This is a genomic window from Corynebacterium sp. LaCa78, assembly GCF_046717505.1.
Taxonomy (GTDB): Bacteria; Actinomycetota; Actinomycetes; order Mycobacteriales; family Mycobacteriaceae; genus Corynebacterium.
The window spans coordinates 2,436,980-2,462,455 of the sequence record NZ_CP177112.1; the positions used below are offsets into that span (position 1 = coordinate 2,436,980).

Annotated in this window: 25 protein-coding genes and 1 pseudogene; 15 read left to right on the plus strand and 11 right to left on the minus strand. The window is 58.1% G+C overall.

Annotation, left to right across the window (positions count from 1 at the left end; all coding sequences use genetic code 11):
- The first annotated feature begins 20 nt into the window (after positions 1 to 20).
- From ACLI1O_RS11625 to ACLI1O_RS11640, 4 genes and pseudogenes are all read left to right on the plus strand, one after another.
- Positions 21 to 236: a catechol 1,2-dioxygenase gene (locus ACLI1O_RS11625; RefSeq protein ID WP_239269580.1), complete on the plus strand. Its 216-nt coding sequence runs from the start codon at positions 21 to 23 to the stop codon at positions 234 to 236.
- Positions 237 to 353: 117 nt separating this feature from the next.
- Entirely contained in the window at positions 354 to 719 is a 366-nt protein-coding gene (locus ACLI1O_RS11630; protein WP_411706884.1) for a Rieske (2Fe-2S) protein, read from the plus strand.
- 131 nt (positions 720 to 850) lie between these two features.
- Positions 851 to 1,824: pseudogene (locus ACLI1O_RS11635) on the plus strand (bile acid:sodium symporter family protein).
- 6 nt (positions 1,825 to 1,830) lie between these two features.
- Positions 1,831 to 2,142, plus strand: a complete 312-nt coding sequence (locus tag ACLI1O_RS11640; protein ID WP_239269577.1) for a hypothetical protein — start codon at positions 1,831 to 1,833, stop codon at positions 2,140 to 2,142.
- Positions 2,143 to 2,149: 7 nt separating this feature from the next.
- Here ACLI1O_RS11640 and ACLI1O_RS11645 read toward each other — a convergent pair whose 3' ends face one another.
- From ACLI1O_RS11645 to ACLI1O_RS11660, 4 genes are read right to left on the minus strand one after another with little or no spacing between them, the layout of a single operon-like run.
- Entirely contained in the window at positions 2,150 to 2,482 is a 333-nt protein-coding gene (locus ACLI1O_RS11645) for a branched-chain amino acid transporter permease (protein ID WP_239269576.1), read from the minus strand.
- Positions 2,483 to 3,214, minus strand: a complete 732-nt coding sequence (locus tag ACLI1O_RS11650; protein ID WP_284772021.1) for an AzlC family ABC transporter permease — start codon at positions 3,212 to 3,214, stop codon at positions 2,483 to 2,485. It abuts the gene before it with no gap.
- Between the two features lie 39 nt (positions 3,215 to 3,253).
- Positions 3,254 to 3,850 carry a YqgE/AlgH family protein gene (locus tag ACLI1O_RS11655; RefSeq protein ID WP_239269626.1) on the minus strand — a complete coding sequence of 199 codons (597 nt, stop codon included), beginning with the start codon at positions 3,848 to 3,850 and terminating at the stop codon, positions 3,254 to 3,256.
- Positions 3,850 to 5,286, minus strand: a complete 1,437-nt coding sequence (locus tag ACLI1O_RS11660) for a CCA tRNA nucleotidyltransferase (RefSeq protein WP_023029759.1) — start codon at positions 5,284 to 5,286, stop codon at positions 3,850 to 3,852. The genes ACLI1O_RS11655 and ACLI1O_RS11660 overlap by 1 nt, the downstream gene beginning before the upstream one ends.
- A gap of 28 nt (positions 5,287 to 5,314) precedes the next feature.
- On the opposite strand from ACLI1O_RS11660, the gene ACLI1O_RS11665 reads away from it, so the two are divergent.
- The 11 genes from ACLI1O_RS11665 to ACLI1O_RS11715 all read left to right on the plus strand — a co-directional run bounded on the left by ACLI1O_RS11665 (position 5,315) and on the right by ACLI1O_RS11715 (position 20,395).
- On the plus strand, positions 5,315 to 5,980 hold the full coding sequence (locus ACLI1O_RS11665) for an NUDIX hydrolase (RefSeq protein ID WP_239269574.1): 666 nt from the start codon (positions 5,315 to 5,317) through the stop codon (positions 5,978 to 5,980).
- Positions 5,980 to 8,211: a hypothetical protein gene (locus tag ACLI1O_RS11670; protein ID WP_239269573.1), complete on the plus strand. Its 2,232-nt coding sequence runs from the start codon at positions 5,980 to 5,982 to the stop codon at positions 8,209 to 8,211. Before ACLI1O_RS11665 ends, ACLI1O_RS11670 begins: the two co-directional genes overlap by 1 nt.
- Positions 8,212 to 8,231: 20 nt before the next feature.
- Positions 8,232 to 11,669 carry a murein biosynthesis integral membrane protein MurJ gene (gene murJ / locus ACLI1O_RS11675; RefSeq protein WP_239275428.1) on the plus strand — a complete coding sequence of 1,146 codons (3,438 nt, stop codon included), beginning with the start codon at positions 8,232 to 8,234 and terminating at the stop codon, positions 11,667 to 11,669.
- Between the two features lie 111 nt (positions 11,670 to 11,780).
- On the plus strand, positions 11,781 to 12,314 hold the full coding sequence (locus tag ACLI1O_RS11680) for a YceI family protein (RefSeq protein ID WP_023024584.1): 534 nt from the start codon (positions 11,781 to 11,783) through the stop codon (positions 12,312 to 12,314).
- Positions 12,315 to 12,616: 302 nt separating this feature from the next.
- Positions 12,617 to 12,988: a hypothetical protein gene (locus ACLI1O_RS11685; protein ID WP_284770791.1), complete on the plus strand. Its 372-nt coding sequence runs from the start codon at positions 12,617 to 12,619 to the stop codon at positions 12,986 to 12,988.
- A gap of 91 nt (positions 12,989 to 13,079) precedes the next feature.
- Positions 13,080 to 15,599 carry an aminopeptidase N gene (gene pepN / locus ACLI1O_RS11690; protein ID WP_284770790.1) on the plus strand — a complete coding sequence of 840 codons (2,520 nt, stop codon included), beginning with the start codon at positions 13,080 to 13,082 and terminating at the stop codon, positions 15,597 to 15,599.
- Positions 15,600 to 15,692: 93 nt separating this feature from the next.
- Entirely contained in the window at positions 15,693 to 16,241 is a 549-nt protein-coding gene (locus ACLI1O_RS11695; protein ID WP_411706885.1) for an RNA polymerase sigma factor, read from the plus strand.
- A 129-nt stretch (positions 16,242 to 16,370) separates the two neighbouring features.
- Positions 16,371 to 17,297 carry a thioredoxin-disulfide reductase gene (trxB, locus tag ACLI1O_RS11700; RefSeq protein WP_005275966.1) on the plus strand — a complete coding sequence of 309 codons (927 nt, stop codon included), beginning with the start codon at positions 16,371 to 16,373 and terminating at the stop codon, positions 17,295 to 17,297.
- 7 nt (positions 17,298 to 17,304) lie between these two features.
- Positions 17,305 to 17,628 (plus strand): thioredoxin, encoded by a 324-nt coding sequence (gene trxA, locus ACLI1O_RS11705; protein ID WP_005280453.1) that lies wholly within the window; start codon positions 17,305 to 17,307, stop codon positions 17,626 to 17,628.
- An 82-nt stretch (positions 17,629 to 17,710) separates the two neighbouring features.
- Entirely contained in the window at positions 17,711 to 18,892 is a 1,182-nt protein-coding gene (locus ACLI1O_RS11710) for an N-acetylmuramoyl-L-alanine amidase (RefSeq protein WP_034659476.1), read from the plus strand.
- Positions 18,893 to 19,033: 141 nt separating this feature from the next.
- Positions 19,034 to 20,395, plus strand: coding sequence for an MFS transporter (locus tag ACLI1O_RS11715; protein ID WP_284770787.1), 1,362 nt, complete (start codon positions 19,034 to 19,036; stop codon positions 20,393 to 20,395).
- 75 nt (positions 20,396 to 20,470) lie between these two features.
- Here ACLI1O_RS11715 and ACLI1O_RS11720 read toward each other — a convergent pair whose 3' ends face one another.
- From ACLI1O_RS11720 to rpmH, 7 genes are read right to left on the minus strand one after another with little or no spacing between them, the layout of a single operon-like run.
- The gene (locus ACLI1O_RS11720; RefSeq protein ID WP_005275978.1) at positions 20,471 to 21,511 is read right to left on the minus strand and encodes a ParB/RepB/Spo0J family partition protein; all 1,041 of its coding nucleotides are present in this window, start codon (positions 21,509 to 21,511) and stop codon (positions 20,471 to 20,473) included.
- 6 nt (positions 21,512 to 21,517) lie between these two features.
- Positions 21,518 to 22,366: a ParA family protein gene (locus ACLI1O_RS11725; RefSeq protein ID WP_284783121.1), complete on the minus strand. Its 849-nt coding sequence runs from the start codon at positions 22,364 to 22,366 to the stop codon at positions 21,518 to 21,520.
- 10 nt (positions 22,367 to 22,376) lie between these two features.
- Complete coding sequence (gene rsmG / locus ACLI1O_RS11730; RefSeq protein WP_296090104.1) at positions 22,377 to 22,976, minus strand: 16S rRNA (guanine(527)-N(7))-methyltransferase RsmG; 600 nt, start codon at positions 22,974 to 22,976, stop codon at positions 22,377 to 22,379.
- Between the two features lie 33 nt (positions 22,977 to 23,009).
- Positions 23,010 to 23,993, minus strand: coding sequence for a membrane protein insertase YidC (gene yidC, locus ACLI1O_RS11735; protein ID WP_284785355.1), 984 nt, complete (start codon positions 23,991 to 23,993; stop codon positions 23,010 to 23,012).
- 13 nt (positions 23,994 to 24,006) lie between these two features.
- The gene (yidD, locus tag ACLI1O_RS11740) at positions 24,007 to 24,288 is read right to left on the minus strand and encodes a membrane protein insertion efficiency factor YidD (RefSeq protein WP_349839157.1); all 282 of its coding nucleotides are present in this window, start codon (positions 24,286 to 24,288) and stop codon (positions 24,007 to 24,009) included.
- Complete coding sequence (gene rnpA / locus ACLI1O_RS11745) at positions 24,276 to 24,656, minus strand: ribonuclease P protein component (RefSeq protein ID WP_034653281.1); 381 nt, start codon at positions 24,654 to 24,656, stop codon at positions 24,276 to 24,278. Before rnpA ends, yidD begins: the two co-directional genes overlap by 13 nt.
- Positions 24,657 to 24,659: 3 nt before the next feature.
- Positions 24,660 to 24,803, minus strand: a complete 144-nt coding sequence (rpmH, locus tag ACLI1O_RS11750; RefSeq protein ID WP_005275994.1) for a 50S ribosomal protein L34 — start codon at positions 24,801 to 24,803, stop codon at positions 24,660 to 24,662.
- Positions 24,804 to 25,476 lie beyond the last annotated feature (673 nt).

The window sequence follows — 25,476 nt, forward strand, 5'->3', positions numbered from 1 at the left end:
AAGGGTTGACAATGGGAGACATGAAGAAAACCACAGCCCTCGCCGCAATCGCCGTTTCCACCTTCAGCATCGGTACCTATGTCGCCGACTCCCACCGCGTCGAACCTGAATCGCACGCCGCAGGAGGGGACGGGCCACATCCCATCGTTAATGACATAGGTCTAGATTCCGGCACCTATGAACTCACACCCACCGAGGCTGGGCCGGTCGCAACCTGGAACGGCAATCTGTCCTAATTTCGTGTTTCACGTGAAACCTACACTGAGCCATTTCACTTTAGCTGCCCCGAAATATGATTAACCGTTGCCGAAATCATGTTCCGGCCGTGAACCATTCAGGATAGAGTAGAGGCTATGACTATCTGTTCGCGCCGCATGTTCTTGCTCGGATCCGCTACGACTTTCGCAGGTGCATACCTCGCGGCCTGCGGCTCAGAACCGTCCGCGGAAATCGCGGCAACGGACATTCCAGTAGGCTCCGGGATCATCGTCGACAGGGTTATCTTCACGCAGCCGAAAGAAGGGGAGTTTAAGGCCTACTCCCAAACCTGCCCGCACCAACAAAACCCCATTACAGAAATCGACGGTATGACTGCTACCTGCACGGCGCATCATACGTCCTATAACCTGAAAGATGGTTCGGTCATTGAAGGACCTGGCCGAAACCCACTCAAAGAATTTGGGGTAAGCCAAGAGGGTACAAAGGTCACTACAGCGTAAATCCCCGCGGACGCTTCACCCTCTACGCCCATCGTTTCACGTGAAACCATGAGACTCAATGGGAGTACGCAGAAGAAAATTATCCGCACTACCTTTCGTGGAACCAAGCGAGACGGTTTACACTTTGGGTCATGCTGCACAGACTTAAAAAGCCGGATCCGCTCATCGTCCTCATCCTTACGGCCGTCGCAATCGCGATCATTGCACCGGCCCGCGGCACCTTCGCTGACGTCTTTGGCAGCCTGACGAATGTGGCGATCGCGCTGTTGTTTTTCTCTACGGCGCGCGGCTATCCACCCAAGAAGCTCTAAACGGGCTTAAGCACTGGCGGCTCCACATCACGATTCTTGCTTTCACGTTCGTGATTTATCCCCTCATCGGTCTGGCCCTGCGGCCCCTTACCGAGTTCATCACTGACGATATGTACATGGGGATCCTATTCCTTACGCTGGTCCCGTCCACCGTGCAGTCTTCCGTGGCTTTTACTTCCATTGCCAAGGGCAACGTATCTGGAGCAATTGTCTCCGCCTCAACCTCTAACTTGGCCGGCGTCTTCATCACGCCTGTCCTGGTCATGGTGCTCATGGGTACCGGTTCCGGCCTACATATCGATACCTCCGTCTTTGGGGAAATCTCCCTCTTGCTTCTCGCGCCATTCATATTGGGCCAATTAACCCGGCGCTGGATTGCGGACTTCGCTCAGAGCAAGGCCACAAAGGTGGTCGACCGCGGCTCCATTGCCATGGTGGTCTATTCCGCATTTTCTAAGGGCGTGGTCGATGGAATCTGGTCCTCCATCTCTATCTGGGAGATCGTGTTCCTCGTGGTTTTCGCCGCAGCCTTCGTCATTTTCATGTTGTGGCTGACGCGGTTTATCTCCGGGAAACTAGGATTTTCTCGTGCCGATATCATCGCGATCCAGTTCTGTGGCTCTAAGAAGTCTTTGGCTACCGGCCTTCCCATGGCCTCGGTCATCTTTGCCTCAGGGTCGACATCGCTCGGGCTATTGATCCTCCCGCTCATGATTTACCACCAGGTGCAGCTGATGATCTGTTCTGTGTTGGCCTCCCGGTACGCACAGGAGGACGAGGAGCAACTACACTAAGTGCCCATGGCTAATTACCTTTATGTGCGCACCGAGCTTTCCGTCCCAGGAGTGGGCTCAGCGGTCCACCTCGCAGAATTAGAAGAACACGACGCCCAACGCTGCCGCATGCACCGCATGATCGCTTTGGATCCCGCGGATTCCGTGGTCGGGGTAGCGACCCCGGATAGTTCCACGGGAAACGTGGACACGCCGCAAGAAGTAGTTCCGCACCCCGATACCTACGATGAGTTCCCGGATATTAGCGCCCAGTACATGGACCAAGAACAATTTGAAGCGCTGTGGACGGAAGCCACCACAAAGTTTGGGCTTAGCTAGCCGCGGCCTACAGCACCAGGTTCACCAGGATCATGTAGAACGCGGTACCGCCGAATATGGATAATCCGGAATCGCGCTTCCACTTGTGTAGTCCGACGGTAACTAGCACGCCCAAGAGCACCGGCCACAGCCCGCCGGTGCCATCCGCCTGTCCGGCAACGGCATAGACCACCAAGATGGTCATGACGCCTACGGGCATCATCAAGCCCAGCAGCGAAAAGAACTCGCTATCCTTCATCCACTTCTTCGCGGAGAAGGGAAGCTCCCGCAATAAGACGGTCACGATGCCTACAGGGATGAGCACTGCAGCAATCGCCCCTAAACTGACTCCGTCCGGCATTTAGTTATCCTCCTTCACGGTCGTGGAGGGAAGGGGCTGCAGCCGCCAGGTAAGCGCGTTATCCGCGCGCGGTGACAGGTAGCGAATGATGAGCAACAAGAAATAGGCGCTCAGGGAGACCATCAGCAGCTGCCCCGGGGTGATGAAAGCGGCGAGGATGCCCAAGGCCGCGGCCGATAGCGGTAGGGACAGATCCTGATTGTTGCGGAAGGAGTCCATCGCCAAGACAACGAATAGGGCGACGAGGGCGAATTCCATTCCCTCGACGGAAGAGGGGATTACCTGGCCGGCGAGCGCGCCAACGATGCCGCCGCCTACCCACAGAATTTGGCAAAAGATTTGTATGCTCAAAATGCGGGTGCCGGTAGGCCGCTCCTCGCGCGGGAGCGCCGAGACGATGGCATACGTTTCATCCGTGAGGGCATAGGTGGAATAGGCCTTGCCCACGGGGGAATTAATCCGTTTGCGGGGGAATGTTAGCCCATAGAAGATATGGCGGAAATTCACCATAAACCCGGTAAGGAGCGAGGACAGCGCGGAAACACCGCCGGTAACCATGGAGATGGCGAGAAACTCCATAGAGCCGGCGTAGATAACGATGGAAAATATGGGCGTCCACCACCAGCTAAAGCCGGATTGCACCATCAGGAGGCCAAAAGCCAAGCCCAATGGAATTAGCCCGAGAGCCACCGCCCACGTGTCTTTAATGCCCTTGTGGATTTCCTCGCGCATACGGGTCAGTGTAACCGATCACATACCGGCCGCTAGGAATTAATTATCATCCACATTCACGGGATAGGTGGAATACAGCGGCAGGGGCATAGGCTGGCGTTTCATGACATCGGCCCACAAATCGGCCGGGCCTGGGGCCACCACGTCCTGCGCTAGGGCGGGCGCCACGAACCATTCGCCGGCCTCGATTTCTTCCTCCAGCTGCCCGGGACCCCACTCGGCGTAACCGGCAAACATTCGAATGCCGGTCACCAGCGGCTCGATATCTTCTGGGTTGGAGCGCAGATCCACGTGCGCTAGGCGCGGTGCGAGGCGGTTGAGCTGTTCTTCTTTATCTGGGTCCACGCCTTGCTTGGTCTGCGCCAGGCCCACGACGGATTGCTGGTTGAGCGGACCACCGATATACAGCGCCTGCGGTTTAGCAACGACGGGCATCCATTCTGGGAGCACATTAAAAATGGCCACCTCTGAGCGCTTGGTAAGGTCCACGCCAAAGGTCATCATGTCATTGTGCTCGACCAATAAGATGACGGAGCGGGCGAATTCCGGGGACAACATCCCTGGTGCGGACACGAGTAATTGCCCAGGGGCGGGATCGTTGCGCTCGAGGGCATTAAATAATCTATCGGCAAACATCACTGTTTAGACTCCCACCACTGGCGCAACTTCGCAATAGCTTCTTCCCGCTCGAGGGGGCCGTACTCCAGGCGCATTTCCTTCAAATAGGACCACGCCTGTCCCACTTCGGGGCCAGGGGAGAGGCCTAGGATCTCCATGATCTCGTTGCCATCGAGATCCGGACGCACCCGCGCGAGGTCTTCCTTACGGCCAATCTCCTCGATTCGCTCCTCCAATTGGTCATAGGTGCGCTGCAAACGCCGCGCCTTCTTGGCATTGCGGGTAGTGCAATCGGCGCGCACCAGCTTGTGCAGGCGGGGGAGGAGGTCACCGGCATCGTTGACGTAGCGCCGCACGGCAGAATCGGTCCATTGATTTTCCCCAAAACCGTGGAAACGCATGTGCAAGTAGACCAACTGGCCAATATCTTCCGTCGTGGCCTTGGGGTATTTCAGCTTCCGCAGGCGCTTGCGCGTCAACTTGGCGCCCACCACCTCGTGGTGGTGGAAAGAAACCTTGCCGTCGGTGTTATCGAAGGTATCGGGCTTGCCGATGTCATGCAGCAATGCGGCCCACCGCAATACCAAGTCGGGACCGTCCTCTTCTTGATCCATGGCTTGGCGCAGCACCTTCAGCGAGTGCGCGTAAACATCCTTGTGCTGGGCGTGCTCGTCCGTGGTCATGCGCAGGGCGGGGATCTCCGGGAAGATGTAATCCGCAATCCCGGTATTGACCAGCAGATCGATGCCATCCCACGGGGCTTTGCCGCACATGAGCTTATCCAGCTCCACTTGGACGCGCTCTACCGTGATGCGCTGAATCTCTGCCGCCATATCGCGCATGGCGGCTACCACGCGGTCTGCCACGTGAAACTCCAATTGGGACGCAAAGCGCGCAGCGCGCAGCATCCGCAGCGGATCATCGTGGAAGGAGATTTCCGGTTTATCCGGGGTATCGAGCACCTTATTGGCCACATCGTGGAGGCCGCCAAGGGGATCGTGGAACTCAAAGGTGGCATCGGCAAGCAGCTCAATGGCCATCGCGTTGACCTTGAAATCGCGCCGCACCAGATCGCCCTCCAGGCTATCGCCGTAGATGACCTCGGGGTTGCGGGACTGCCCATCATAGGAATCGGAGCGGAAGGTGGTGATTTCAATCTGCTGGCCCTTGTACACGGCGGACACAGTGCCATAGGCGATGCCGGTATCCCACACCGTTTCGGCCCACTCATCCAGGATTTCCTTGACCACCTCCGGGCGCGCTGGGGTGGTGAAGTCCAGATCATTGCCCAAGCGGCCGAGGAGGGCATCGCGCACCGAGCCGCCCACGAGGTAGAGGGCATGCCCGCGCGCGCTGAATTTGTCTACCAGCCCGCTCAATAAGCCACTGAGCGAGTTCACGGTAGACTCCGCGCGCGCAAGAACGCCGATTAACTGAGTGTCCTGAAAATTCACGGGTGAGAGTCTACTACGATTGGCAGGGATGACTAACCAAGAACAAGGCTCCGCGCAAGGCCCCTCCAAAGGAGGCGGCCGTAGCCGTAACCGGCGCCGGCGCCGGCGGCGGCCGGATAACCGCACGCGCCGCAACACCCAGCAGCGCAGGCAGCAACGCGGCGGCAATAATCACGGCGCCTCCACCGTCATGGAGACCCGCGATGAGACCTCTGCGGGCGGGCTCGTAATCTCTGGGCTGGCCGAGTGCGTCGACGGCAACGGTAAAGCGGACCTGTCCCGCGTCTACGTGGCTCTTATCGGGCGCCTAGACCGTCGCGGGCGTTTATTGTGGTCCATGCCCAAGGGGCACGTGGAAAATGGCGAGGCCAAGGAGGTCACCGCGGAGCGCGAGGTATGGGAAGAAACCGGTATTTCCGGCGAGGTTTTCGCTGACCTCGGCGTGATCGATTATTGGTTCGTTTCTGATGGCGTCCGCATCCACAAGACGGTGCACCACCACCTACTGCGCTTTGTGGACGGCATCATGAACGATGAGGATCCAGAGGTTACCGAGGTGTCCTGGATCCCCGTTTCTGAACTCATCGAGCACTTGGCGTACGCGGACGAACGCAAGCTCGCGCGCATCGCGCACGATCTCCTCCCCGATCTTGCACGAAAGGAAGCCGACGCAGGGAAAGCGACCCCACGCTAATGCACCAGCGCCTGAAATCACTCGCTGCGGCCGGCGGTTGCGCGGTACTTACCGGTTGGGGATTGTTCCTACCAAACGCGGCGGCCCAAATGGACTCTGTTCCGGACGAGCAGATGGATATCCAAGCCTGGTTGGGAGCGCGCGGGCCGGAGCGCGCCGATCTGGATCTTATCGATGCCCAGCCCTTTACCGTAGGCACTGACATGCGGCTGCGGTTCCGCGTGCATAACCCCACCGATCAGCCCTTGGAAGATCTGCAGGTAACTAGCCGCCGCGGCGATAGCGTTGCTGATGCGGCAGAAGCGCGGACGGAAATGGCCACCGGTAATTTTCCTTATTATGGCTCGGGCATGACCACCGCACCGCTGCAACCAGGTGAAACCCGGGAAATAAGCTTCACCGTGCCCAGTGGCTTAGATGCCGAGCGCACCTTGGCCATCAATGAACCGGGCGCTTATCCGCTGCTCTTTACCCTGACCGGCACTCTCGAGGGCGATGCGGTGAGCCTGGCGGAGGAGCGCTTTGTGGCCCAATTCTCTGACGAGGGCCCCACGGATGCCAAAGATACCGAGGCACCGGAAGAAACGGCACTAGAAGAAGGACACGACGAAGTCGAGGATTCCCAACCCCACGATCTCACGGTGGTCTATCCCATCAGCGCCAACCTAGACATCGTCCCCGGCGGGCTTGGGGGAGAAGAGCTCATCTTGTCCTCCGATGAGTTAGGGCACGAACTGCGCGAAGGCGGCCGCCTCGATAGGTTGGTTTCTACCTACGAGGATCATGACCTGCAGGGGGCGGGCTGTGTGGCCATCGACCCCGCGCTGCTCGATACCGTCAACCGCATGTCGCAAGGCTATACGGTCAATTCCACCCGCCCCGCCCAAGGCGATCGCCCCAAGCGCCTGCGCGATTCCTGGTCGCGGGGCAGTGACGATGACAAGGGGGAGCCAGGCGATGCGAAAAATGATGCCGAGCGGTGGCTGGAACGCCTGCGCGAGTTGGATTGCTTCATCGCCATGCCCTGGGCCAATGCGAATGCCTCTGCGGTAGCAAGGGCTAATAATCCCGCCCTTGTCTTTGAGGGTTTGCAGCGCGGCAACCAGACCATCGAACGCGTCCTGGGCAAGGCCCCGGCCAGCAATATCTTGGCGGTAGGTTCCGGCTATATTGACCAAAAATTGCCGGTGCCATCCCTTGTTGCGGATAACTCGAACTGGTCCGGCGAGGCCGCGACTTTCGATGCCTCCCTCGGCGCCCTGCTATCCCAAACCGGCTCCAAGCCGCAGACGGTTGGCTATTCCAACCCGGAGCTGCGCTATGACTACGCCAAAGATTCTGCTCTGTCCCGCGCCATCACGGGCGGGGCGGCCCTCAGCCTCGCGGGCGGGGAAGATACCGTGGCCAAGCTTCCCAACTACTTAGACCCTAGCGCGGCCGAGCATGCACTCGCCGCCGCGGAAGACTTGCTCGACTCCGGCCACTCCCGTCCCCGCGGGATCAGCGCGGTGGAATTGCAGCAGGGCGATCCGAACGCTCCCACCGGCAGCCCCTTTATCGATCCGGCGGTCTTTTCGGAGCCCGAATTGGCCCGCGTTGAGCAACAGGCGCGCTATACCGATGAGCTAATGAATATCGTGGTGGATGACCCTGATATCACCATGACGCGCTCTGAATTCGTGCTGCCACTGCGCCGCGATCTCCTCAATTCCTTATCGCTGAATAATCGCGATAGCTTGAGCACCCACGCCGCAGCGCGCCAGTCCTTTTCCCGCACCATGGAGATGCACTCCAATACGCTGCGGGATCTGCGCGATTCCGTCTCCCTCATCCCGCCGGGCAATGTTTATACCCGCGTATCTGAGTCATCGCCGCTGCTCATCGTGGCCGAAAATGGCCTGCCATTGCCGGTGGAGGCGAAGCTGCAATACGATGCCCCCGATGGCGCGCGGCTCAACACGCCCAAAAGCGTCCGTATTCCCGCTAAGGGCTCTATTACTGTATCCATGACCGCTGATATGCCGAAGGATGCGGATCGCACGGACATTGGGCTGTGGCTGGCCACTCCTAAAGATCAGACCATTTCGCAGCCCATCACTATCTCGGTGCAGACACGTGCCGGTATCGTAACCTTATACGCTGCCGGCATAGCCGGCGCTCTCGCGCTGGTTTTGGCTACGCTCTTTCGGCTTGGCCGTCACCGACGCAAAAATCACAAGGCTGAAAAGTAAAAGTTGAAGTTGTATCCTCTATGACCGAAAAAGATGGCCGCCAGGCCCACCACGCGGAGAAGGCACCTGCAGGCGCGGTAGACCCCACGGATACCGCCCCCAATGCGGAAGAAAACCGTGTCCCGGTTACCGCCGGCGCGCGCGGCCGCATCGTGCGCGCCTCTCCGCCCGCACCGGTACCAGAAAAGCGGCCCACCCCCTCAGTGCAGAACACGACCGTTCCCCCTGAGGAAGATAAGTCCGCGCTGACTGGCCGCAATGCGGAGATCGAGGCCTCCAATCAGGACGTCATCCGCGCGACGGGAACGATGGCCATCGCCACGCTGCTCTCGCGCATCACCGGCTTCCTGCGGCAGATGCTGATCGGCGCCACCCTTGGTGCCACTGTGGGTACGGCCTTTAGCAGCGCCAACCAGATCCCCAACCTGGTCACCGAAATCGTGCTGGGCGCGGTGCTGACCTCACTGGTGGTTCCGGTCTTGGTGCGCGCGGAGAAGGAGGACTCGGACCGCGGCGAAACCTTCGTCCGAAGACTTTTTACCCTGGCGTTTTCGATCCTGGGCATCGTTACCATCCTCTCCGTTATCTTCGCACCATTCTTAACAAGGATGATGCTGCCTGAAGATTCCAAGGCCAATGCCGTGCAGGCAACATCATTGGCCTTCTTGCTCTTGCCGCAGATCCTGTTTTACGGCCTTTTCGCCCTCTTCCAAGCGGTCTTAAATACCAAGAATATCTTTGGCCCTGGCGCCTGGGCGCCGGTGGTCAATAACATCATCTCCATCAGCGTCCTGCTGGCGTATCGCTTTTTGCCAGGCCGCCTCGACCCGCACGAACCTACGCCGGTGGCGGATCCACACATCATGCTGCTGGGCCTGGGCACCACCACGGCGGTGATCGTGCAGTGCTTTATCCTTGTGCCGTACCTGAAAAAGGCCGGCATCAACCTGCGCCCGAAGTGGGGCCTCGATGCCCGCATCAAGCAATTCGGCGGCATGGCGCTGGCCATTATTACCTACGTGGCCATCTCCCAGCTGGGTTACGTCATCACCTCCCGTGTGGCGGCGTATGCCGATGCCGGTGCGCCGCTGGTGTACCAGAACGCATGGCTGATGCTGCAGGTGCCGTACGGCGTTATCGGCGTGACCTTGTTGACCGCCATCATGCCGCGGCTTTCGCGCAATGCCGCCGATGGCGATGTCGATGCCGTGGTGCGCGACCTCACCTTGGGTACCAAGCTGACCTTCATCGCGCTAATCCCCATCGTCATTTTCATGACGGGCTTCGGCGTGCCCATCGCCCGCGCGCTATTCCAGTACGGCGCCTACGGCGCGGATAGCGCAGAGCAGCTCGGCCTCACCATCAGTTTTTCCGCCTTTACCTTGATCCCATATGCGTTGGTGCTGCTGCACCTGCGCGTTTTCTACGCCAGGGAAGAGGCGTGGACGCCCACCTTCATCATTGCCGGCATCACGCTGACCAAGATCGTGCTGACCTTGCTGGCACCGCTGATGACCAGCAACCCAGACCGGGTGGTCATCCTCCTCGGTACCGCCAACGGCTTTGGCTTTGTCTCCGGTGCGGTCATCGGCGGCTTCCTGCTCAAGCGCAAGCTGGGCAGCCTGGGCGGCAAGGCCGTGACCCAGACGGTCCTGTGGTCCTCCGGTGCCGGCGCGGTAGGCCTGGTTGTCTCGTGGGCGCTGTACTGGCTCGTGCAATTGTTCTTGCCGGAGCAGCTGCCTTCGATCGTCTCGCTGGTCAATGTCGTCGTGCTGGGCATCGTCTTTGTGATTATCACTGGGTTGGTTCTGTCCAAGTCCTCCCTGCCCGAGGTGCAGAACCTGGCGCGCGCCCTCCAGCGCATCCCGGGAATGTCCCGGTTCATCACGGTGGACAATTCCAAGGCCATCGAGGTCGAGGAACCAGACCTGCAGGAAATCCAGCCGGTCTATACACAGGATTCCTTCAATGCCACCTTGGTCCCGCCACCAATGTCCGCCGGTATCGTCCGCGGCCCGCGCTTGGTCCCCGGCGCCCCCGTATCGGACGGTCGCTTCCGCCTCCTGCAGGATCACGGCGCTGTATCCGGCGCCCGGTTCTGGCAAGCCCGCGAACAAGCCACCGGCCGCCTCGTGGCGCTGACGTTCGTCGATACCAATACCCAGGCACCCATCGCGCCGTCGACGCCCACGGTCTCTGCCCGCCGCTCCGCCGAAATCTCCCGCAATACGCGGCGTTTGGCCGAGCTCAACCTAGAGACCATGGCGGATAATATCGAGATTTTGTCCTACCGCACCGGCTGCCTGGTGGTGGCGGATTGGTTTGAGGGCACCTCCCTCAAGCAGGTGGCAGAGGCAGATAACCTCGATCCCAATTCCGTTGCCCGCGCTACCGCGCCGCTGTTTGCCGATGCCGCCACGGCCCACGACGCCGGCCTCATCCTCGGCGTGGAGCACCGCGACCGCTTCCGCGTATCCACCTCCGGCATCGTCAAGGTTGCCTTCCCCGCGGTGCTGGATGGGACGTCTGCAGAAAGCGACCGCGAGGCCCTCAGCTCCGCGCTAAGCATGCTGGTTGAATCGACCGAACCATCGCCGAAGAAGCTGCGCGATATTTCCGATGACGCCAATCTCACCGCCGATGAGGCCGCAGAGCGCCTCGAAGAGGCACGGCTGGCCTTTGATGCTGCGGATGCAGAGACCCGCGAAGAGAAGCTGGAAGAGCTGCAGGAGGCGGAGGGGCTGACCTCGGCGGGCATCGCCAAGCGCCTGCGCGAATTTGCCCCGGAAGAGCAGGAAGAAAAGACGGAGGCCCTCCCCGTGGTCGTTGAAGATGAGCCCACGCAGGAAGAGGATCCGAAGCAAGAACCCGGCTTTGGCGGCCGCGGTTACTCGGGCTCTGGCGTCGTGGTCATCGGCATTTTCGCCACCATCTTCGTCGTGGGCATGGCGGCGCTGACGACGTGGGTGATGTCCCTGCTCAGCGATGTAGAAAAGACCAGTTCGGTTACCGAAACCGTGCAGGGCTCCACGATGATCCCGGATACCCCGCCAGTGCACCTCAAGGAATCATCCGCCATCACGGTGCCAGATGGCGAGGATAATGAGCAGCTTATCGATGGCAAGACGATCACCACCTGGTCCACGAAGGAATCCGGTTCCGGCGCCTTGGTCACCCTGGATAACCCGGCCCACCTTTCTGTCATGACCGTGACCCACACCAGGTCCAATGGCGCGCACTACGAAATCTATGGCGTTAATAAAGACGATTTCGATCCGAAGCACCCGCAGCTGAGCTCTCTTCCCAAATTGGCGGAAGGAAAGTTCAAGCACTTAAACGAGGAGCTGGAGCTAAAAGAAGCGCCCCAACAATTCGATGCCGCGCTCATAGTCATCACGGAACTGCCTAAGGCAAAAGAGGTTACACTGGGGGAGGTCCAGCTTGTAGGCCATCCTTAATGCCGAGGTCAGCGGGTTGGAAAAAGAATTTTTACTTCAAGGCTTGACTAAAGTGCGTAGTCGAGTATCGTAGTTGGTGTTACATCAACAACAACGTTAGGAGAATCAATTATGTCCCTCGCAGCAGGTACCTACACCATCGACAAAGAGCACACCGTTATCGGCTTCGTTACCAAGCACGCCATGGTCACCAAGGTGCGCGGCAACTTCGGTGAATTCGAAGGCACCATCAACGTCGCCGAGAACATCGCGGACTCCACCGCAGAGGCCACCATCAAGGCTGACTCCATCTCCACCGGCAACGAAGACCGTGATGGCCACGTAAAGAACGAAGACTTCTTCAACGTGGAGGAGTACCCAGAGCTTTCCTTCACCACCACCAACGTCAACGTTGATGAGGACGGCAACGGCACCGTCACCGGTGACCTCACCATCAAGGGCACCACCAAGTCTGTCGACCTCAAGGTTGAAGAGGTCGCTACCGCTGAGGACCCATTCGGCAACTTCCGTCTGGGCTTCGAGGCACAGACCAAGATCAACCGCAAGGACTTCGGCATCGACTTCAACGCTCCGCTCAAGACCGGCGGCGTCCTCGTTTCTGAAGACATCAAGATCGAGCTCGAGGTTTCTGCCATCAAGCAGTAATCGCACTTCCTTGAAGATCTTGGGCCTCACAGCCCCCCCTGGTTACCAACCACTAAAGCCCGCGCCGCCTCGCCGCCCGGCCGCGGGCTTTAGTCATATTCCCTGCCCAAGGCTTTCAAGCCTGCGCCCGCGCTAGGGTGGCACGGGCCCATACCAGAGCAAACTCACCCTTCCTCTGCTCCTAGCATGCAATAATGATGGTGTACACCTCCCTTAGGTACGCGGATTTGATGTGTGAGTCTGCGCCTACGCGAATGATCGAGCAGATCTTGATTGCCGGGACGAGACGCAAGGAGAACACCATGAAAAAGGCCACTACTTCACGGGGCCTCACCTACGCATCGCTGGGGATATTAGCGTTCTCCTCGTCTCTGTGGGCTATGTACATGCAAGACAATGCATTTGCGATTATTGGCCTGCTTTGTGGAACGGCGGTCACCGCGTGGCAGATTCATCACTATAAGGCGACGATTCCACTTGCCGTTGATTCCATTGCGATAACTTTCGGGATTGTGTCAGCTGTGGGCTTTGCGCTCAGGGAGAGCCTTTCAAGTTCCGCAATGGCATCGTTTAGCTATGCCACGGCTGGCGCATTGATCGTATACCTTATTTTCGCTATTGATCGTATACCTTATTTTCGCTGCTATCGCGATTATCGAATCTCGGGAAAGTGAGAGCTGAGCCCGGCAGCACAACACTCCATTTATCGTTTTCACATCCGATATCTCGTTAAATCTCTCACTGCGGTAACTATAGTTTCTAACTATGACGACACAACGCGATAAAACCCAGCACGAGCTGCTTCAGGAGCGCGCCGCAGCAGTAGACCTGTGGGCATACCACCTGCACCTGGACTTATCTCAGGTGAAGGAAAGCCCCACGTTCGGCGCGACGAGCCGCATAGAGCTCACCACCACCGAGCCCGAGCTTTTCGTGGACTACTTGGGAGAATCGGTAGAGCAGGTAACGGTTAACGGTCAGGCGCAGGACGTCGATTTTGATGGCAGCCTTATCCGCCTCCACGGGCTACCGGTGGGGGAGGAGCTGACGATTGAGGTCACTGGCGCCTCGCGCTACTCGCGCACGGGCCAGGGTTTGCACCGCATGCACGACCAGGCCGATGACGCGACCTATCTGTACTCGCACCTCGAGCCTTCCGATGCCCGCCGCATCTTCCCCTGCTTTGAGCAGCCGGACCTCAAGGCGCCGTTCCACGTCACCATGACCGCGCCGAAGGACTGGCAGATCCTCTCCAACCAGCCGGAGGCTGAGCGCGAGGAGCACGGGGACAATGCTACGGTCCGTTTTGCGCCCACCCCGCCGCTTTCTACATACCTCACCTCTTTTGCGGCTGGGCCATATAAGTATCAGGAGCGCACCTGGATCTCGCCGGATGGAGGTCACTCCGCGCAGCTGCGCGCCTTTGCCCGCGCCTCCATGTTTGAGTATTTAGACGAGGAAATCCTGGAGCTTACCGCGCAGGGCATGGACTATTTCCACGAGAACTTCGGCTTTGCCTACCCTTGGGGCAAGTACGATTCCATCTTCGTTCCGGAATATAACCTCGGCGCGATGGAGAACCCGGGCCTGGTGACCTTCACGGAAAGCTATATCTTCCGCTCTAAGGCCACGCGCAGCCAGAAGGCCGCTCGCGCAAATACCATTTTGCACGAGATGTCCCACATGTGGTTCGGCGATCTTGTCACCCCGCAGTGGTGGGACGACCTCTGGCTCAAGGAGTCCTTTGCCGAGTTCATGGGCGCCGATGCCTCCGTGCACGCCACCGCCTATGAAGAGGCCTGGGTCAACTTCGCCGGCCAGCGCAAAAACTGGGCCTACCTGCAAGATCAGCTTCCCACCACACACCCCATCAAGGCCGAGATCCCAGACGTGGATGCCGCGCGCCAGAATTTCGATGGCATTACCTATGCCAAGGGCGCGGCGGTGCTCAAGCAGCTCGTGCACTACGTGGGACGCGATCACTTTTACGCGGGTGCGCGGGATTACTTCCAGGAGCATGCGTTTGCCGCGGCCACCTTCGATGACCTGCTCACGGCCCTGAAAAAGCACACTGACCGTGACCTCGATTCCTGGTCAAAGGCGTGGCTGCGCACCTGGGGTCCGGACACCCTCACCCCGGAGCTGCACACGGAGGGAGAGAAGATTACCGAGCTCGCGGTGAACGCCGAGGCCGAGGATACGACCCGCCCGCACCGCCTGAGCGTGGCGCTTTTTGATGCCCGCCTGAACAAGTACCGCGAGTTCGACATCGACCTTCCCACCGGTGGTCACCGCACCATCGTGGATGAGGCAGCGGGGGAGAAGGCCCCGGCATTGCTGCTGCTTAACGATGCCGACCACACCTACACCAAGGTCCGTTTCGACGATGCTTCGCTTGCCACCATCAAAGATCACCTCTCCGAGGTCCAGGATGGGCTCAGCCGCGCGGTCATCTGGACCTCGCTGTGGAACCTCACCAGGGACGGGGAGTGGACTGCGGAGGAGTACGTGGGGGTCGTCGCCAAGCACGCGCCCGCAGAGACCAATGCCACGCTGCTGACCACCGCCTACGGCAATGCGCACTTTGCCATCCAGCACTATGTGGCCGAAGACCGCCGCGAACAGGTGCGCGCCGAATTCGCCGATGCGCTGTGGGAACAGCTCGGCACTGCGGATCCAGGCTCCGATGCGCAGCTCATTCTGGCCCGCACCGCCATTGCCGCGCTGGCCGCAACGCCTAAGGCCTCCGGAACCGAGCGCCTGCGTGACCTGCTCGCTGGCACGGTGGAGGGCCTGCGCCTCGATCCGCAAATCCGCTGGTCCATCCTGCGCGCCCTGGCCGCCCGCGACGCCGTCGAACTGGCTGAGCTGAAAGCAGAAAAGCAGCGCGATAATACGCTGACCGGCGCCGCCGAATTCTTGGGCGCTAGCCACGCCTTCCCCACGCCGGAGACCAAGCGGGCCGCCTTCGATAGCGCGCTGACGCCAGAGGAATATTCCAATGCGGAGGTCGATGCCCTGCTGGCAGGCTTCAATGCCCCACGCTCGGCAAAGCTGCAAGAAGATTTCGCCGAAGAGTTCTTCCGCCGCGTCGAAGACATCTGGGATAACCACCCGATAGAGATAGCCAACCGGCTGATCCGCGGCCTCTACCCGGAATCTTCCATGGCGGAGTCCGCTACCACGGATCTCCTGCACAAGGATCTGCCGGGTGCGCTGCGTCGCGTGCTTCTGGAGTGCCGCGACCACCTGCGCCGCACCCTGCGTGTGCGCGCCCAACAATAGAAGGTCAATAAACTGTACCGCCGCCGGTTAGCGCCGGCGTTCTCCTCGGGTCACAATTGCTTTAACACTTGTTGATCCGGGGGGAATCTACAGATGCCATTAAGTCCTGACCACAGCGACGAAGAATTAGTTGATGCTTTTATCGAGGGGGATAATAAAGCCTTTTCCGCCATCGTGGAACGCCACCGCAAGCGGCTGACCACCGTGGCGCGGCGGTATACAAGGAATGAATACGATGCGCAGGATGTCGTGCAAGAAGCCTTCCTGCGCGCTAGCTGCAATCTGCATAACTACCGGCGGGAATCGGCCTTAAGCACGTGGCTACACCGCCTGGTGAAAAACACCGGCTACGACTATTTAAATCACCGGGCTAATAGGGAAAACGCCTCGCTCGATAGCGATGATTTTGCCGATGATCGCAATCCGCTGCTGGCACACAACCCATCCGAAAATCTGGCGGAACAGCTCGTCGTCCGCGAGACCATGGAGCTTTTAAGGCAAGATCAGCGCGAAGCCCTCATGCTTACCGATGTCGCCGGGTTCCGCGTCAACGAAGTCGCCACCGCCCAGGGCGTAAAGCCTGGCACCGTTAAATCTCGCCGGGCACGCGCGCGGGAGGTCTTGCGCGAAGCCATCGGTTAACATCTCGATATCGCATCATTCTTGCATCAATTTCGCAGCCGCTAGCCTTTGCAATATGAACGATTCGCAATCAGGCGGGTAGACTCTTGACGTTACGCAAAATGACACTGTGATTTTAGGGAGTTAGCAATGACCGTCCACGATGTTGCCATCGTAGGTTCCGGACCTGCCGGTTATACCGCCGCGCTTTATGCCGCTCGTGCTGAACTCAGCCCCATTGTATTCGAGGGATTTGAATACGGTGGCGAATTAATGAACACCACCGAGGTGGAGAACTACCCAGGCTTCCAAAAGGGCATCATGGGCCCAGAGCTCATGGAAGAAATGCGCGCACAGTCAATCCGCTTTGGTGCGGATCTGCGCATGGAAGTCGTCGACTCCGTCGAGTTGGAGGGCGATATTAAAAAGCTCCACGTGGGCGACGAGGTTTTTGAAGCCCGCACGGTAATCCTCGCCACCGGCGCCGCACCACGCCACCTTGGCATTCCCGGCGAAGAAGAGCTCTCCGGCCGCGGTGTTTCTACCTGCGCTACGTGCGATGGCTTCTTCTTCAAGGGCCACAATATCGCCGTCATCGGCGGCGGCGATTCCGCTATGGAGGAAGCTACCTTCCTGACTAAGTTCGCGGAGTCTGTCACCATTGTGAACCGCTCCGAAAACTTCCGCGCCTCCAAGATCATGTTGGACCGCGCCCAGGAGAACGAGCAGATTAAGTGGGAAACCAATAAGGTTGTCGAGCGCGTGCTTGAAGATGACGGCAAGGTCGGCGGCCTAGAGCTCAAGGACGTTGAGACTGGGGAAACCTCCACCTTGGACGTGACCGCCATGTTCGTTGCCATTGGCCACGATCCGCGTTCGTCCTTCCTCAACGGCCAGGTCAAGCTCAATGACAATGGTTACGTTGAGGTTGACCAGCCCTCTACTAAGACCTCTCTGCCTGGCGTTTTCGCTTGCGGTGACTTGGTAGATGACCACTATCAGCAGGCCATCACCGCTGCAGGTTCCGGCTGCCGCGCTGCCATGGATGCGGAACAATTCTTGGCTGCAAACCGTTAGATTCAGTATGAGTAACGTCAAAAAGGTAACCACTGAAACATTCCGTTCTGATGTCATCGAGGCGGATAAACCCGTCGTCGTGGACTTCTGGGCGGAATGGTGCGGGCCATGCAAGAAGCTGTCTCCGATCTTGGAAGAGGTCGCAGATGAGCTCGACGGTGAAGTCACCATCGCCCAGGTCAACGTCGATGAAGAACGAAACCTCGGCGCCATGTTCCAAATCATGTCCATTCCAAATGTATTGATTTTCAACAACGGCGAAAAGGTCGACGAGTTTGTGGGCCTGCGTTCTAAAGATGACATCGTGGCGCAAGTGAAAAAGCAGCTATAGCTGTTACTCTTGTTACTAAAGTTACCGAGTAGGAAATCTGCCATGCGGCCTAAAGTCCTAGGCCGTGGAAGGGGTGAAAGGCGTGAATCGCGTTCTTCGGGTTGGTGATTCAAGTGTGCGCGTAGCAGAAGCTCGCGCCACCTTGGCTCGCCTTGGCCTCTTATCAGATTTCACGGGCGAACTCTCTGCCTGGAAAAAGCAGAAGTACTCCGAGACTGATAAGACCTTTGATGCCGATCTCGCTGAAGTGCTCAAGGCATTCCAGCAATCGCGCGGCATCCTCCCAACGGGAGAGATCGACGATCTCACCCTGCGCGAATTGCGCCAAGCCTCTTATACCCTGGGCAGCCGCGTATTGAGCTATGAACCCACCAACCCATTGGTGGGCGATGACATTTCGCAATTGCAGCAACAACTGCAAGAGCTCGGTTTCTATCAAGATCGCGTCGATGGTCATTTTGGCCGCAATACCCACGCTGCCTTAACCGAATACCAGCACAATTGCGGGCTGCAGGAAGACGGCGTGTGTGGACCGGCTACCATTCGCGCGCTCAGCTTGCTCGGCCGCCGCATCACCGGCGGTTCGGCGCACAATATTTTGGAGCGCGAGCGTGTGCGCAATGCTGGTCCAAAGTTGGCGGGCAAGCGCGTGGTCATTGACCCTGCACTAAGTGGCCGGGACTCCGGCTTCACGGTCAAGGGCCGTTTTGGTGATATTTCTGAGCAAGAAATCCTCTGGGATCTCACCCAACGCATCGAAGGCCGAATGATCGCCGCCGGCATGGAAACCATTATTTCGCGCCCCCGCACCGATGATGCGGACGTGCAATCCCGTGCCGAGCTAGCCAATGCCTTTGATGCCGATATGGTCATCTCTTTGGCGTGCGATTCTTATCCCAACGAGAAGGCCCACGGCGTAGCCACGTTCTACTTTGGTTCCGAATCCGGAAACTCCTCACTCATTGGTGAAACCCTTTCCGGCTTCATCCAGCGTGAAATCGTGGCGCGCACCGATCTGCAGGACTGTTCTAACCACGGCCGCACCTGGGATCTTTTGCGCCTGACGCAGATGCCGGTTGTTCAGATCTTTTTGGGTTACCTCACCAATCCTGAGGACGTCAAAATTCTTACCAACCCGAAGCGCCGTGACGATATTGCAGAAGCAATCGTTATCGCCGTCAAGCGCATGTACCTCATGGAGCAGGACACCGCCATTACCGGTACCTACAAATTCTCCGAGCTTCTTCAAGCGGAGCAGGCTTAGCCTGCACAAGCTGGAGCGCACAGAGCGGACTTAATCACTGGCCGCTGCGCAAGATTAACTGCGTTATCTTGCACCAATAGAATTCATTCGATTAGTATCAGTCCAAGCTATTGATATCTACTAATTGAATGGATTCCTATAATGGGCAGCTCAACCTCCGCCCCAATTTCCAGAAAAGAAACGCGCCGCGTAGTAGCTGCCACCACAATCGGAACCGCGATTGAATGGTACGACTACTTTCTCTATGCCGCCGTCGCCGGCCTAGTTTTTAACCAGGTAATGTTCGGCCCCTTAGAAGGTGGGGTAGCCAGCATCGTCTCCTTCGCCTCCGTGGGCCTATCCTTCCTTTTTCGCCCACTTGGCGCCTTCCTAGCGGGCCATTTTGGTGACCGTCTTGGCCGCCGCCTCGTCCTCATGGTCACCCTTTTTGCCATGGGTGGGGCCACCACTTTAATTGGCCTCCTGCCTACCTACGATACGGCGGGAGTATGGGCTCCCATCCTGTTGATTTTCCTCCGCATCATTCAAGGCATCTCTGCCGGGGGAGAATGGGGTTCCGCGGTACTGCTTGCAGTTGAACACGCTCCCAACGATAAGCGCGGCCTCTTTGGCGCTGGGCCACAGATCGGAGTCCCCATCGGCCTGCTGATGTCCTCTGGCGTGCTTTCCATCATGAATATCATCGCCCCAGGGGATGCCTTCCTTGAATGGGGTTGGCGCGTGCCGTTCTTGCTTTCCTTCGTCCTAGTCATCATTGGCTATGCCATCCGCATCGGCGTGGATGAGTCACCGGTCTTTCAAGAGATCTCAGATAATAAGAAACGCGAGGCGGCAAACCCCATTGGTATCTTGTTCAAGCGCTATTTTCCGCTTGTCCTCGTCGCGGCCCTAGTTTTTGCAGGTAACGGCACCGTGGGCTATATGACCACCGGTGGCTATATCCAAAATTACGCCACCAACCCCGAGGGTCCGGTCTCGCTCGCGCGTGGCGATGTCCTCAATGCCGTCACGCTATCGGCCTTCACGTGGCTCATCTTTACGCTTTTCGCTGGCTGGTTATCGGATTATATCGGGCGCCGCACGACGTATCTCGTCGGATTTGTCATTCAAGCGATCGGCGCTGCGGCCCTTTTCCCGCTGGTTAATACGGCGTCCCTGGGATTGCTTTATTCCGCCCTCATCTTCCTGACGGTTGGGCTCGGCTTAACCTATGGTGCGCAATCTGCCATGTATACAGAGCTTTTCCCAGCATCCATTCGCGCTTCGGGCGTATCGATTACCTATGCCATCGGCTCCGTTCTCGGCGGTGCCTTCGCCCCGATGATCGCGGCCTCGTTGGTAGAAGCAACGGGCACGACCTTTGCGGTATCCGTATATCTTGTCTCCGCAAGCATCGTCGGATTTATTGCAGCCCTACTCCTGCGCGAGCGCAAGGGCATTCCGCTGGGCGCCGAACATGAGGAAGAACAAGCCAAGGGCCACTTCATCTTTTCTAAAAAATAGTGCCCTCGCTCTAAAGAGGAGGGCACTAACTTTGCGAATGTGGCAGGCAGCTGGGGAACCTGCCACAGGAGCAGGTTATTTATCCCGCTCCATCAGCGCCATGATGCGCTCGAAATCTTCTTGGTCGCCGAACTCTACGACCATTTTGCCCTTGCGCTTGCCCATGGTCACGGTGACCTTAGTATCGAAGCGATCCGAGAGGCGCTCGGCCGAGTCGGTGAAAAATTGCGGCTGTGGTACTTGGGACTTCTTCTTATTCTCTGCGGGTTTCCCGTCGCGCTTATATAGCGTCACGGCTTCCTCGGTGGCACGCACGGACAAGCCCTCCGAAATTACCCGGTCCGCGATGTAGTCCATCGCTTCCTTATCGTCGAGGCCCAAGATAGCGCGCGCGTGACCGGCCGAGAGGGTGCCTGCGGCAACTCGCTTCTGCACATCCACCGGCAACCGTAGCAGGCGGAGCATATTGGTCACCTGTGGGCGCGAGCGGCCAATGCGATCCGCTAATTCGTTCTGGGTTACTCCGAACTCTTCCAAGAGCTGCTGATAGGCGTGTGCCTCTTCCAAAGGGTTGAGTTGGACGCGGTGGATGTTTTCCAGCAGGGCATCGCGCAGCAGGTTGTCATCTTTGGTGTCGCGGACGATGGCCGGGATGGTGGCCAAGCCAGCCTTGGAGGAAGCTCGCCAACGACGCTCACCCATGATGAGCTCGAATCCGCCCTCCTCGGAGGGGCGTACGACGACCGGCTGCAGGAGGCCGAACTCGCGGATGGAGTGAACCAGCTCGCTGAGCTCATCCTCATCAAAAACGGTGCGCGGCTGCTTGGGGTTGGGGACGATTTCCCCCACGGAAATCTCACGGTAAGTCGCACCGATTGCCGCCGGCGTAGCTTGCCGCTTTTTGGAGGACTTGGACCCAGAGCCTTGTTGGATGGTGGGAGCTCCTTTTACGCGCTTTTCGCCGCGTGCCTTGCGCTCACTATTTCCCGTGGAGTTTCCCAAGATAATATCTGCGGCGGAATCACCCAGCCGTGGTTTGCGGGTGGGTGCGTCGGGGCCGGACGGGATGAGAGCGGCTAGGCCTTTGCCTAGGCCACCTTGCTTTTGTTCTGCCATGAAATCCTATCCTTCCAATTCCGCATAAATTTCGGGGCTCACGCCAATCGCTCCCGTGGTGGGATGCGGGCGATAATCACCACGCCTGTTGAGCTCGCGAGCCGCGGCGAGGTACGCCCGTGCGCCGGTGGACGAAGGGGCGTAATCAATCACCGTGGTCCCGTAACCAGGCGCCTCTGAGACGCGCACTGAACGCGGGATGACATTGCCCATGACAACGGCGCCAAATTGCTCGCGGACGTTTTCGGCCACATCCTCGGCCAAACGTGTACGTGCATCATACATGGTAAGGAGCACCGCAGAGATATGCAGATCTTCATTGAGGTGCTCGCGAATCATGGTGATATTGCCCAGTAACTGGCCCACGCCCTCCAGTGCGTAGTACTCACACTGGATAGGGATAATGACTTCTTCCGCACACGTCATGGCATTGATCGTCAGCAAACCCAAAGATGGCGGGCAATCAATAAAGACGTATTCAAAGCCGTGTTCTTCTAGGAACCCGTTATGGAGGGCATCGTAAAGCCGAAACTCGCGGCGCACGAGAGACACCATCTCAATTTCCGCACCGGCAAGATCGATGGTCGCGGGGATGCAATAAAGGTTGGAGTTATGCGGGGAAGCCTGCATGGCCTTTTCCGCAGTGCAATCACCCAAGAGCAATTCATAGCTGGAATCGGTTCCTGAGCTATGTTCCGCGCCCATGGCGGTCGATGCGTTTCCCTGGGGGTCAAGGTCAATGACCAATACCTTCTTGCCTTCAGTAGCAAGGGCTGCGGCCAAGTTGGCGGCGGAGGTGGTTTTACCTACGCCGCCCTTCTGGTTAGCAATAGTGATAAGGCGCGGATTAGTCATGCCGTCTACTTTAGTTCACGCGCGGGACACGGATAATCGTGGTTCCATGAACGGTCGTGACCTCGGCTTTTCCGCCGCCGGCCTTCTTAATATCCGCGGCATCGCGCTCCAGCTCTTCGTGTACAGAAGAGCCCTTCAGCGCGATCATTTCCCCGCCTTTGCGTACTAGGGGAAGAGACCACTTTGCCAGCTTTCCCAGGGGAGCAACTGCACGGGAGGTCACCACGTCCGCGCCGGCCACTGCCTTTTTAATGGGTCCTTCTTCGGCGCGCCCGCGCAGCACGGTGACGTTATCTAAGCCCAGCTTTTCGGTGATCTCATTGAGGTAGTTATAGCGCTTCAAAAGCGGCTCAATGAGCGTGATGTGCAGATCGGGACGAGCGATGGCCAGCGGGATGCCGGGCAATCCGGCACCAGAGCCGACATCGATAACCGTGACGCCTTCCGGAATGACTTGTTCAATAACGGCGCAGTTTAAAATGTGGCGCTCCCACAGCCGCGGTACCTCGCGCGGGCCGATAAAACCACGAGTGGACCCGTCTGTAGCGAGCGAATCGTGGTATTCCTGCGCGAGCGGCAGGCGGGAGCCAAATACTGCAGACGGGTCCATCTCGGACACTATGAGAATCTCCTCAGTAGCTGTTTAGTTGTCGTTCTTCCGCTGTTTCTTGGTGCGGTTGTCTTTCTTGCGAGCGCCAGGCTTTGGAGCGGTAGTGCGCTTAGCTTCAATCTTAGCGGCCTCTTCCTCTTCTTCTTCGCGGTCCATCTTGCCGTAGATGATGCGGGTCTGGAAGAAGGTCCACACGGTGTTGGACAGCATGTAGAACAACAAACCGATGGGCCAGATGAAGCCGGAGAAGATCAGCATTGCGGGCATGACCCACAGCATCATCTTGGACATCATGGCCATCTGCTGCTGCATCATTTCCGCATTCTGGCCCTGCGGGGCGGAAGTTTTGCCCTGGGCGCGGCGCTTTTCTTGGCGGTTCAGGCTCATGCGCGCGTTGAAGTGCATCAGCACCACAATGACGGCAATCATCGGCACAATGATGAACGCCGCCTGGGTGGTGGTGGTAACGCCTTCCACCAAGGGCGAGTTCAGGCGGAGGTTCGTAACCAGCGGAACGCCAAAGATCTTGGCGTCCAAGAACTGCTGAACGAGCTCCGGCTTGAAGATGTAGTTCGCGGTATTGGCGTTGGCCTCAATGGACATCGGCTCGCCGCTGGGGTGTCCAATGCCGCCGGCTACAGAAACCGTGCGGTCGAACGAGCGCAGCACGTGGAAAAGACCAATGAACATTGGAATCTGTACCAAGACCGGAAGGCAGCCGGCCATCGGGCGAACGCCAGATTCCTTATAGACCTTTTGCATTTCCTGTGCAGCTCGAGCCTGATCCTTGCCGTACTTCGCGCGGATTTCCTGCACCTTAGGCTGGATTTCCTGCATCTTGCGCGAAGAGCGAATCTGGCTCACGGTGGGCTTGACCATGAGCGCCTTCAGCGTCCAGGTCAGCAGCACGATGGCCAAAATCCACGTAATGCCCCACGCGGGATCCATTACGAGGGATAGCAGCCAGTGCCAGAACCATAAAACGGCCGAAATTGGCCAGTAAATGAAATTAAGCACGAGTGTTTAATCCTCAGTTGTTGTTGGTGACCGGTCCCGGGACTGGATCGAATCCGCCCGGATGCCAGGGCCCACATTTGCACACCCTAGCCATTGCCATCGCCGTACCTTTAAGCGCGCCGTGTTTGGACAACGCCTCTAAGGCATAAGCACTGCATGTCGGTTCGAACCGACAGGTTGATACCATCTTAAGGCCCGAGACATGCTTTTGGTAGAAACGAACCGCTTTAACCAGCGGTGCAGCCAGTCCGGAGGCTGCGGGAATTTCTTCCCCACGGGTATTTAAATATCCCATTGTTTGCGCAGCGCCTTAGTAATATCTTTTTCTAATTGCTCACTGGTAGCGGTCGCACTTGCAGGTAGCGCACGAATCACTACATCCACGCCCGCTGGAAGCTTGGGGATGAGCGTCATGCACACATGGCGAAGCCGCCGGGAGGTGCGGTGGCGTACCACTGCATTCCCGACGGCTTTAGAAACAATGAGGCCGAATCGCGGCCCGGTGGCCGCGATCTCGGCCGGATTGCCCATGGTGCCATTGGAATTCGCACTCATAGTATCGCGCGCATGCACGACGACGGTGCGAGTGCCCTGCCGGCGACTGCCCTTCATCGTCCGTCGAAATTGCGGCGGCGATGTGAGCTTGTGGTGGGCTGGCAGCATGACTTATGCGGACAGCTTTGCGCGGCCCTTCTTGCGGCGAGCGGCCACAATTGCACGACCGGAGCGGGTGCTCATGCGAGTACGGAAACCGTGCTTACGTGCACGGCGACGGTTGTTCGGCTGGAACGTGCGCTTACCCTTTGCCACGTCAATTCTCCTTGAAGTTGTACGTGGACATACTGCCGCCACAAAACGGCAGCACATCCACTGATGAATGGATTCCATGAACCTGACGCGTCACTGTTATCTAAACGCTCGGCGAGCTCTGGTAAGCCCTGCCAGTGCGAAGTGACACTGTCCTGTTCACGCGCAACCCTCTGTTGCAATAGACCATGCCAGATTACGTGATTTAAACCGCCGGAAACAAATCGACACTCGGGTACACCCGAAATTACATAAGTGTTTTTTCCTGCAGCTAGAAGGCCAGTTTTGGCGCTCATGCTGCGGCTAATCCTTCGCACCGCAATGGTCTATAGCCGCCTGCATTTTAAGTATAAATCTTCCGTTAGACACACCCGCCTTCGCGGCGGTAGAACTAAGGAATCGAATTCCACAGCACGTGCACCGTTGTGGATAACTCTAAATAACCACTTGAGAGTTTTAGCATTTCCGCAGTACAACGCTATAAAGTGGTCTATCACAAGTTATCCACAGCCATGCACTAAGCTGTGAATAACTATTTCTTCCACACCTGTGGATAACTCTGTGGAGATCGAGGTGACTCGATAAAAACCACTGTGAAAACCACGGTGGAATCCACCGTGGAATTTGTTATTTACTGTCCACCCGTCCCCGAGAGAATTATTGAAGGTAGCCCGTT

Excerpts from the sequence above, each read along its gene's own strand:
- ACLI1O_RS11625 (WP_239269580.1), top strand. The coding sequence starts at position 21 with ATGAAGAAAACCACAGCCCTCGCCGCAATCGCCGTTTCCACCTTCAGC.
- ACLI1O_RS11630 (WP_411706884.1), top strand. The coding sequence starts at position 354 with ATGACTATCTGTTCGCGCCGCATGTTCTTGCTCGGATCCGCTACGACT.
- ACLI1O_RS11640 (WP_239269577.1), top strand. The coding sequence starts at position 1,831 with ATGGCTAATTACCTTTATGTGCGCACCGAGCTTTCCGTCCCAGGAGTG.
- ACLI1O_RS11645 (WP_239269576.1), bottom strand. The coding sequence starts at position 2,482 with ATGCCGGACGGAGTCAGTTTAGGGGCGATTGCTGCAGTGCTCATCCCT.
- ACLI1O_RS11650 (WP_284772021.1), bottom strand. The coding sequence starts at position 3,214 with ATGCGCGAGGAAATCCACAAGGGCATTAAAGACACGTGGGCGGTGGCT.
- ACLI1O_RS11655 (WP_239269626.1), bottom strand. The coding sequence starts at position 3,850 with ATGTTTGCCGATAGATTATTTAATGCCCTCGAGCGCAACGATCCCGCC.
- ACLI1O_RS11665 (WP_239269574.1), top strand. The coding sequence starts at position 5,315 with ATGACTAACCAAGAACAAGGCTCCGCGCAAGGCCCCTCCAAAGGAGGC.
- ACLI1O_RS11670 (WP_239269573.1), top strand. The coding sequence starts at position 5,980 with ATGCACCAGCGCCTGAAATCACTCGCTGCGGCCGGCGGTTGCGCGGTA.
- murJ (WP_239275428.1), top strand. The coding sequence starts at position 8,232 with ATGACCGAAAAAGATGGCCGCCAGGCCCACCACGCGGAGAAGGCACCT.
- ACLI1O_RS11680 (WP_023024584.1), top strand. The coding sequence starts at position 11,781 with ATGTCCCTCGCAGCAGGTACCTACACCATCGACAAAGAGCACACCGTT.
- ACLI1O_RS11685 (WP_284770791.1), top strand. The coding sequence starts at position 12,617 with ATGAAAAAGGCCACTACTTCACGGGGCCTCACCTACGCATCGCTGGGG.
- pepN (WP_284770790.1), top strand. The coding sequence starts at position 13,080 with ATGACGACACAACGCGATAAAACCCAGCACGAGCTGCTTCAGGAGCGC.
- ACLI1O_RS11695 (WP_411706885.1), top strand. The coding sequence starts at position 15,693 with ATGCCATTAAGTCCTGACCACAGCGACGAAGAATTAGTTGATGCTTTT.
- trxB (WP_005275966.1), top strand. The coding sequence starts at position 16,371 with ATGACCGTCCACGATGTTGCCATCGTAGGTTCCGGACCTGCCGGTTAT.
- trxA (WP_005280453.1), top strand. The coding sequence starts at position 17,305 with ATGAGTAACGTCAAAAAGGTAACCACTGAAACATTCCGTTCTGATGTC.
- ACLI1O_RS11715 (WP_284770787.1), top strand. The coding sequence starts at position 19,034 with ATGGGCAGCTCAACCTCCGCCCCAATTTCCAGAAAAGAAACGCGCCGC.
- ACLI1O_RS11720 (WP_005275978.1), bottom strand. The coding sequence starts at position 21,511 with ATGGCAGAACAAAAGCAAGGTGGCCTAGGCAAAGGCCTAGCCGCTCTC.
- ACLI1O_RS11725 (WP_284783121.1), bottom strand. The coding sequence starts at position 22,366 with ATGACTAATCCGCGCCTTATCACTATTGCTAACCAGAAGGGCGGCGTA.
- rsmG (WP_296090104.1), bottom strand. The coding sequence starts at position 22,976 with ATGGACCCGTCTGCAGTATTTGGCTCCCGCCTGCCGCTCGCGCAGGAA.
- yidD (WP_349839157.1), bottom strand. The coding sequence starts at position 24,288 with ATGGGATATTTAAATACCCGTGGGGAAGAAATTCCCGCAGCCTCCGGA.
- rnpA (WP_034653281.1), bottom strand. The coding sequence starts at position 24,656 with ATGCTGCCAGCCCACCACAAGCTCACATCGCCGCCGCAATTTCGACGG.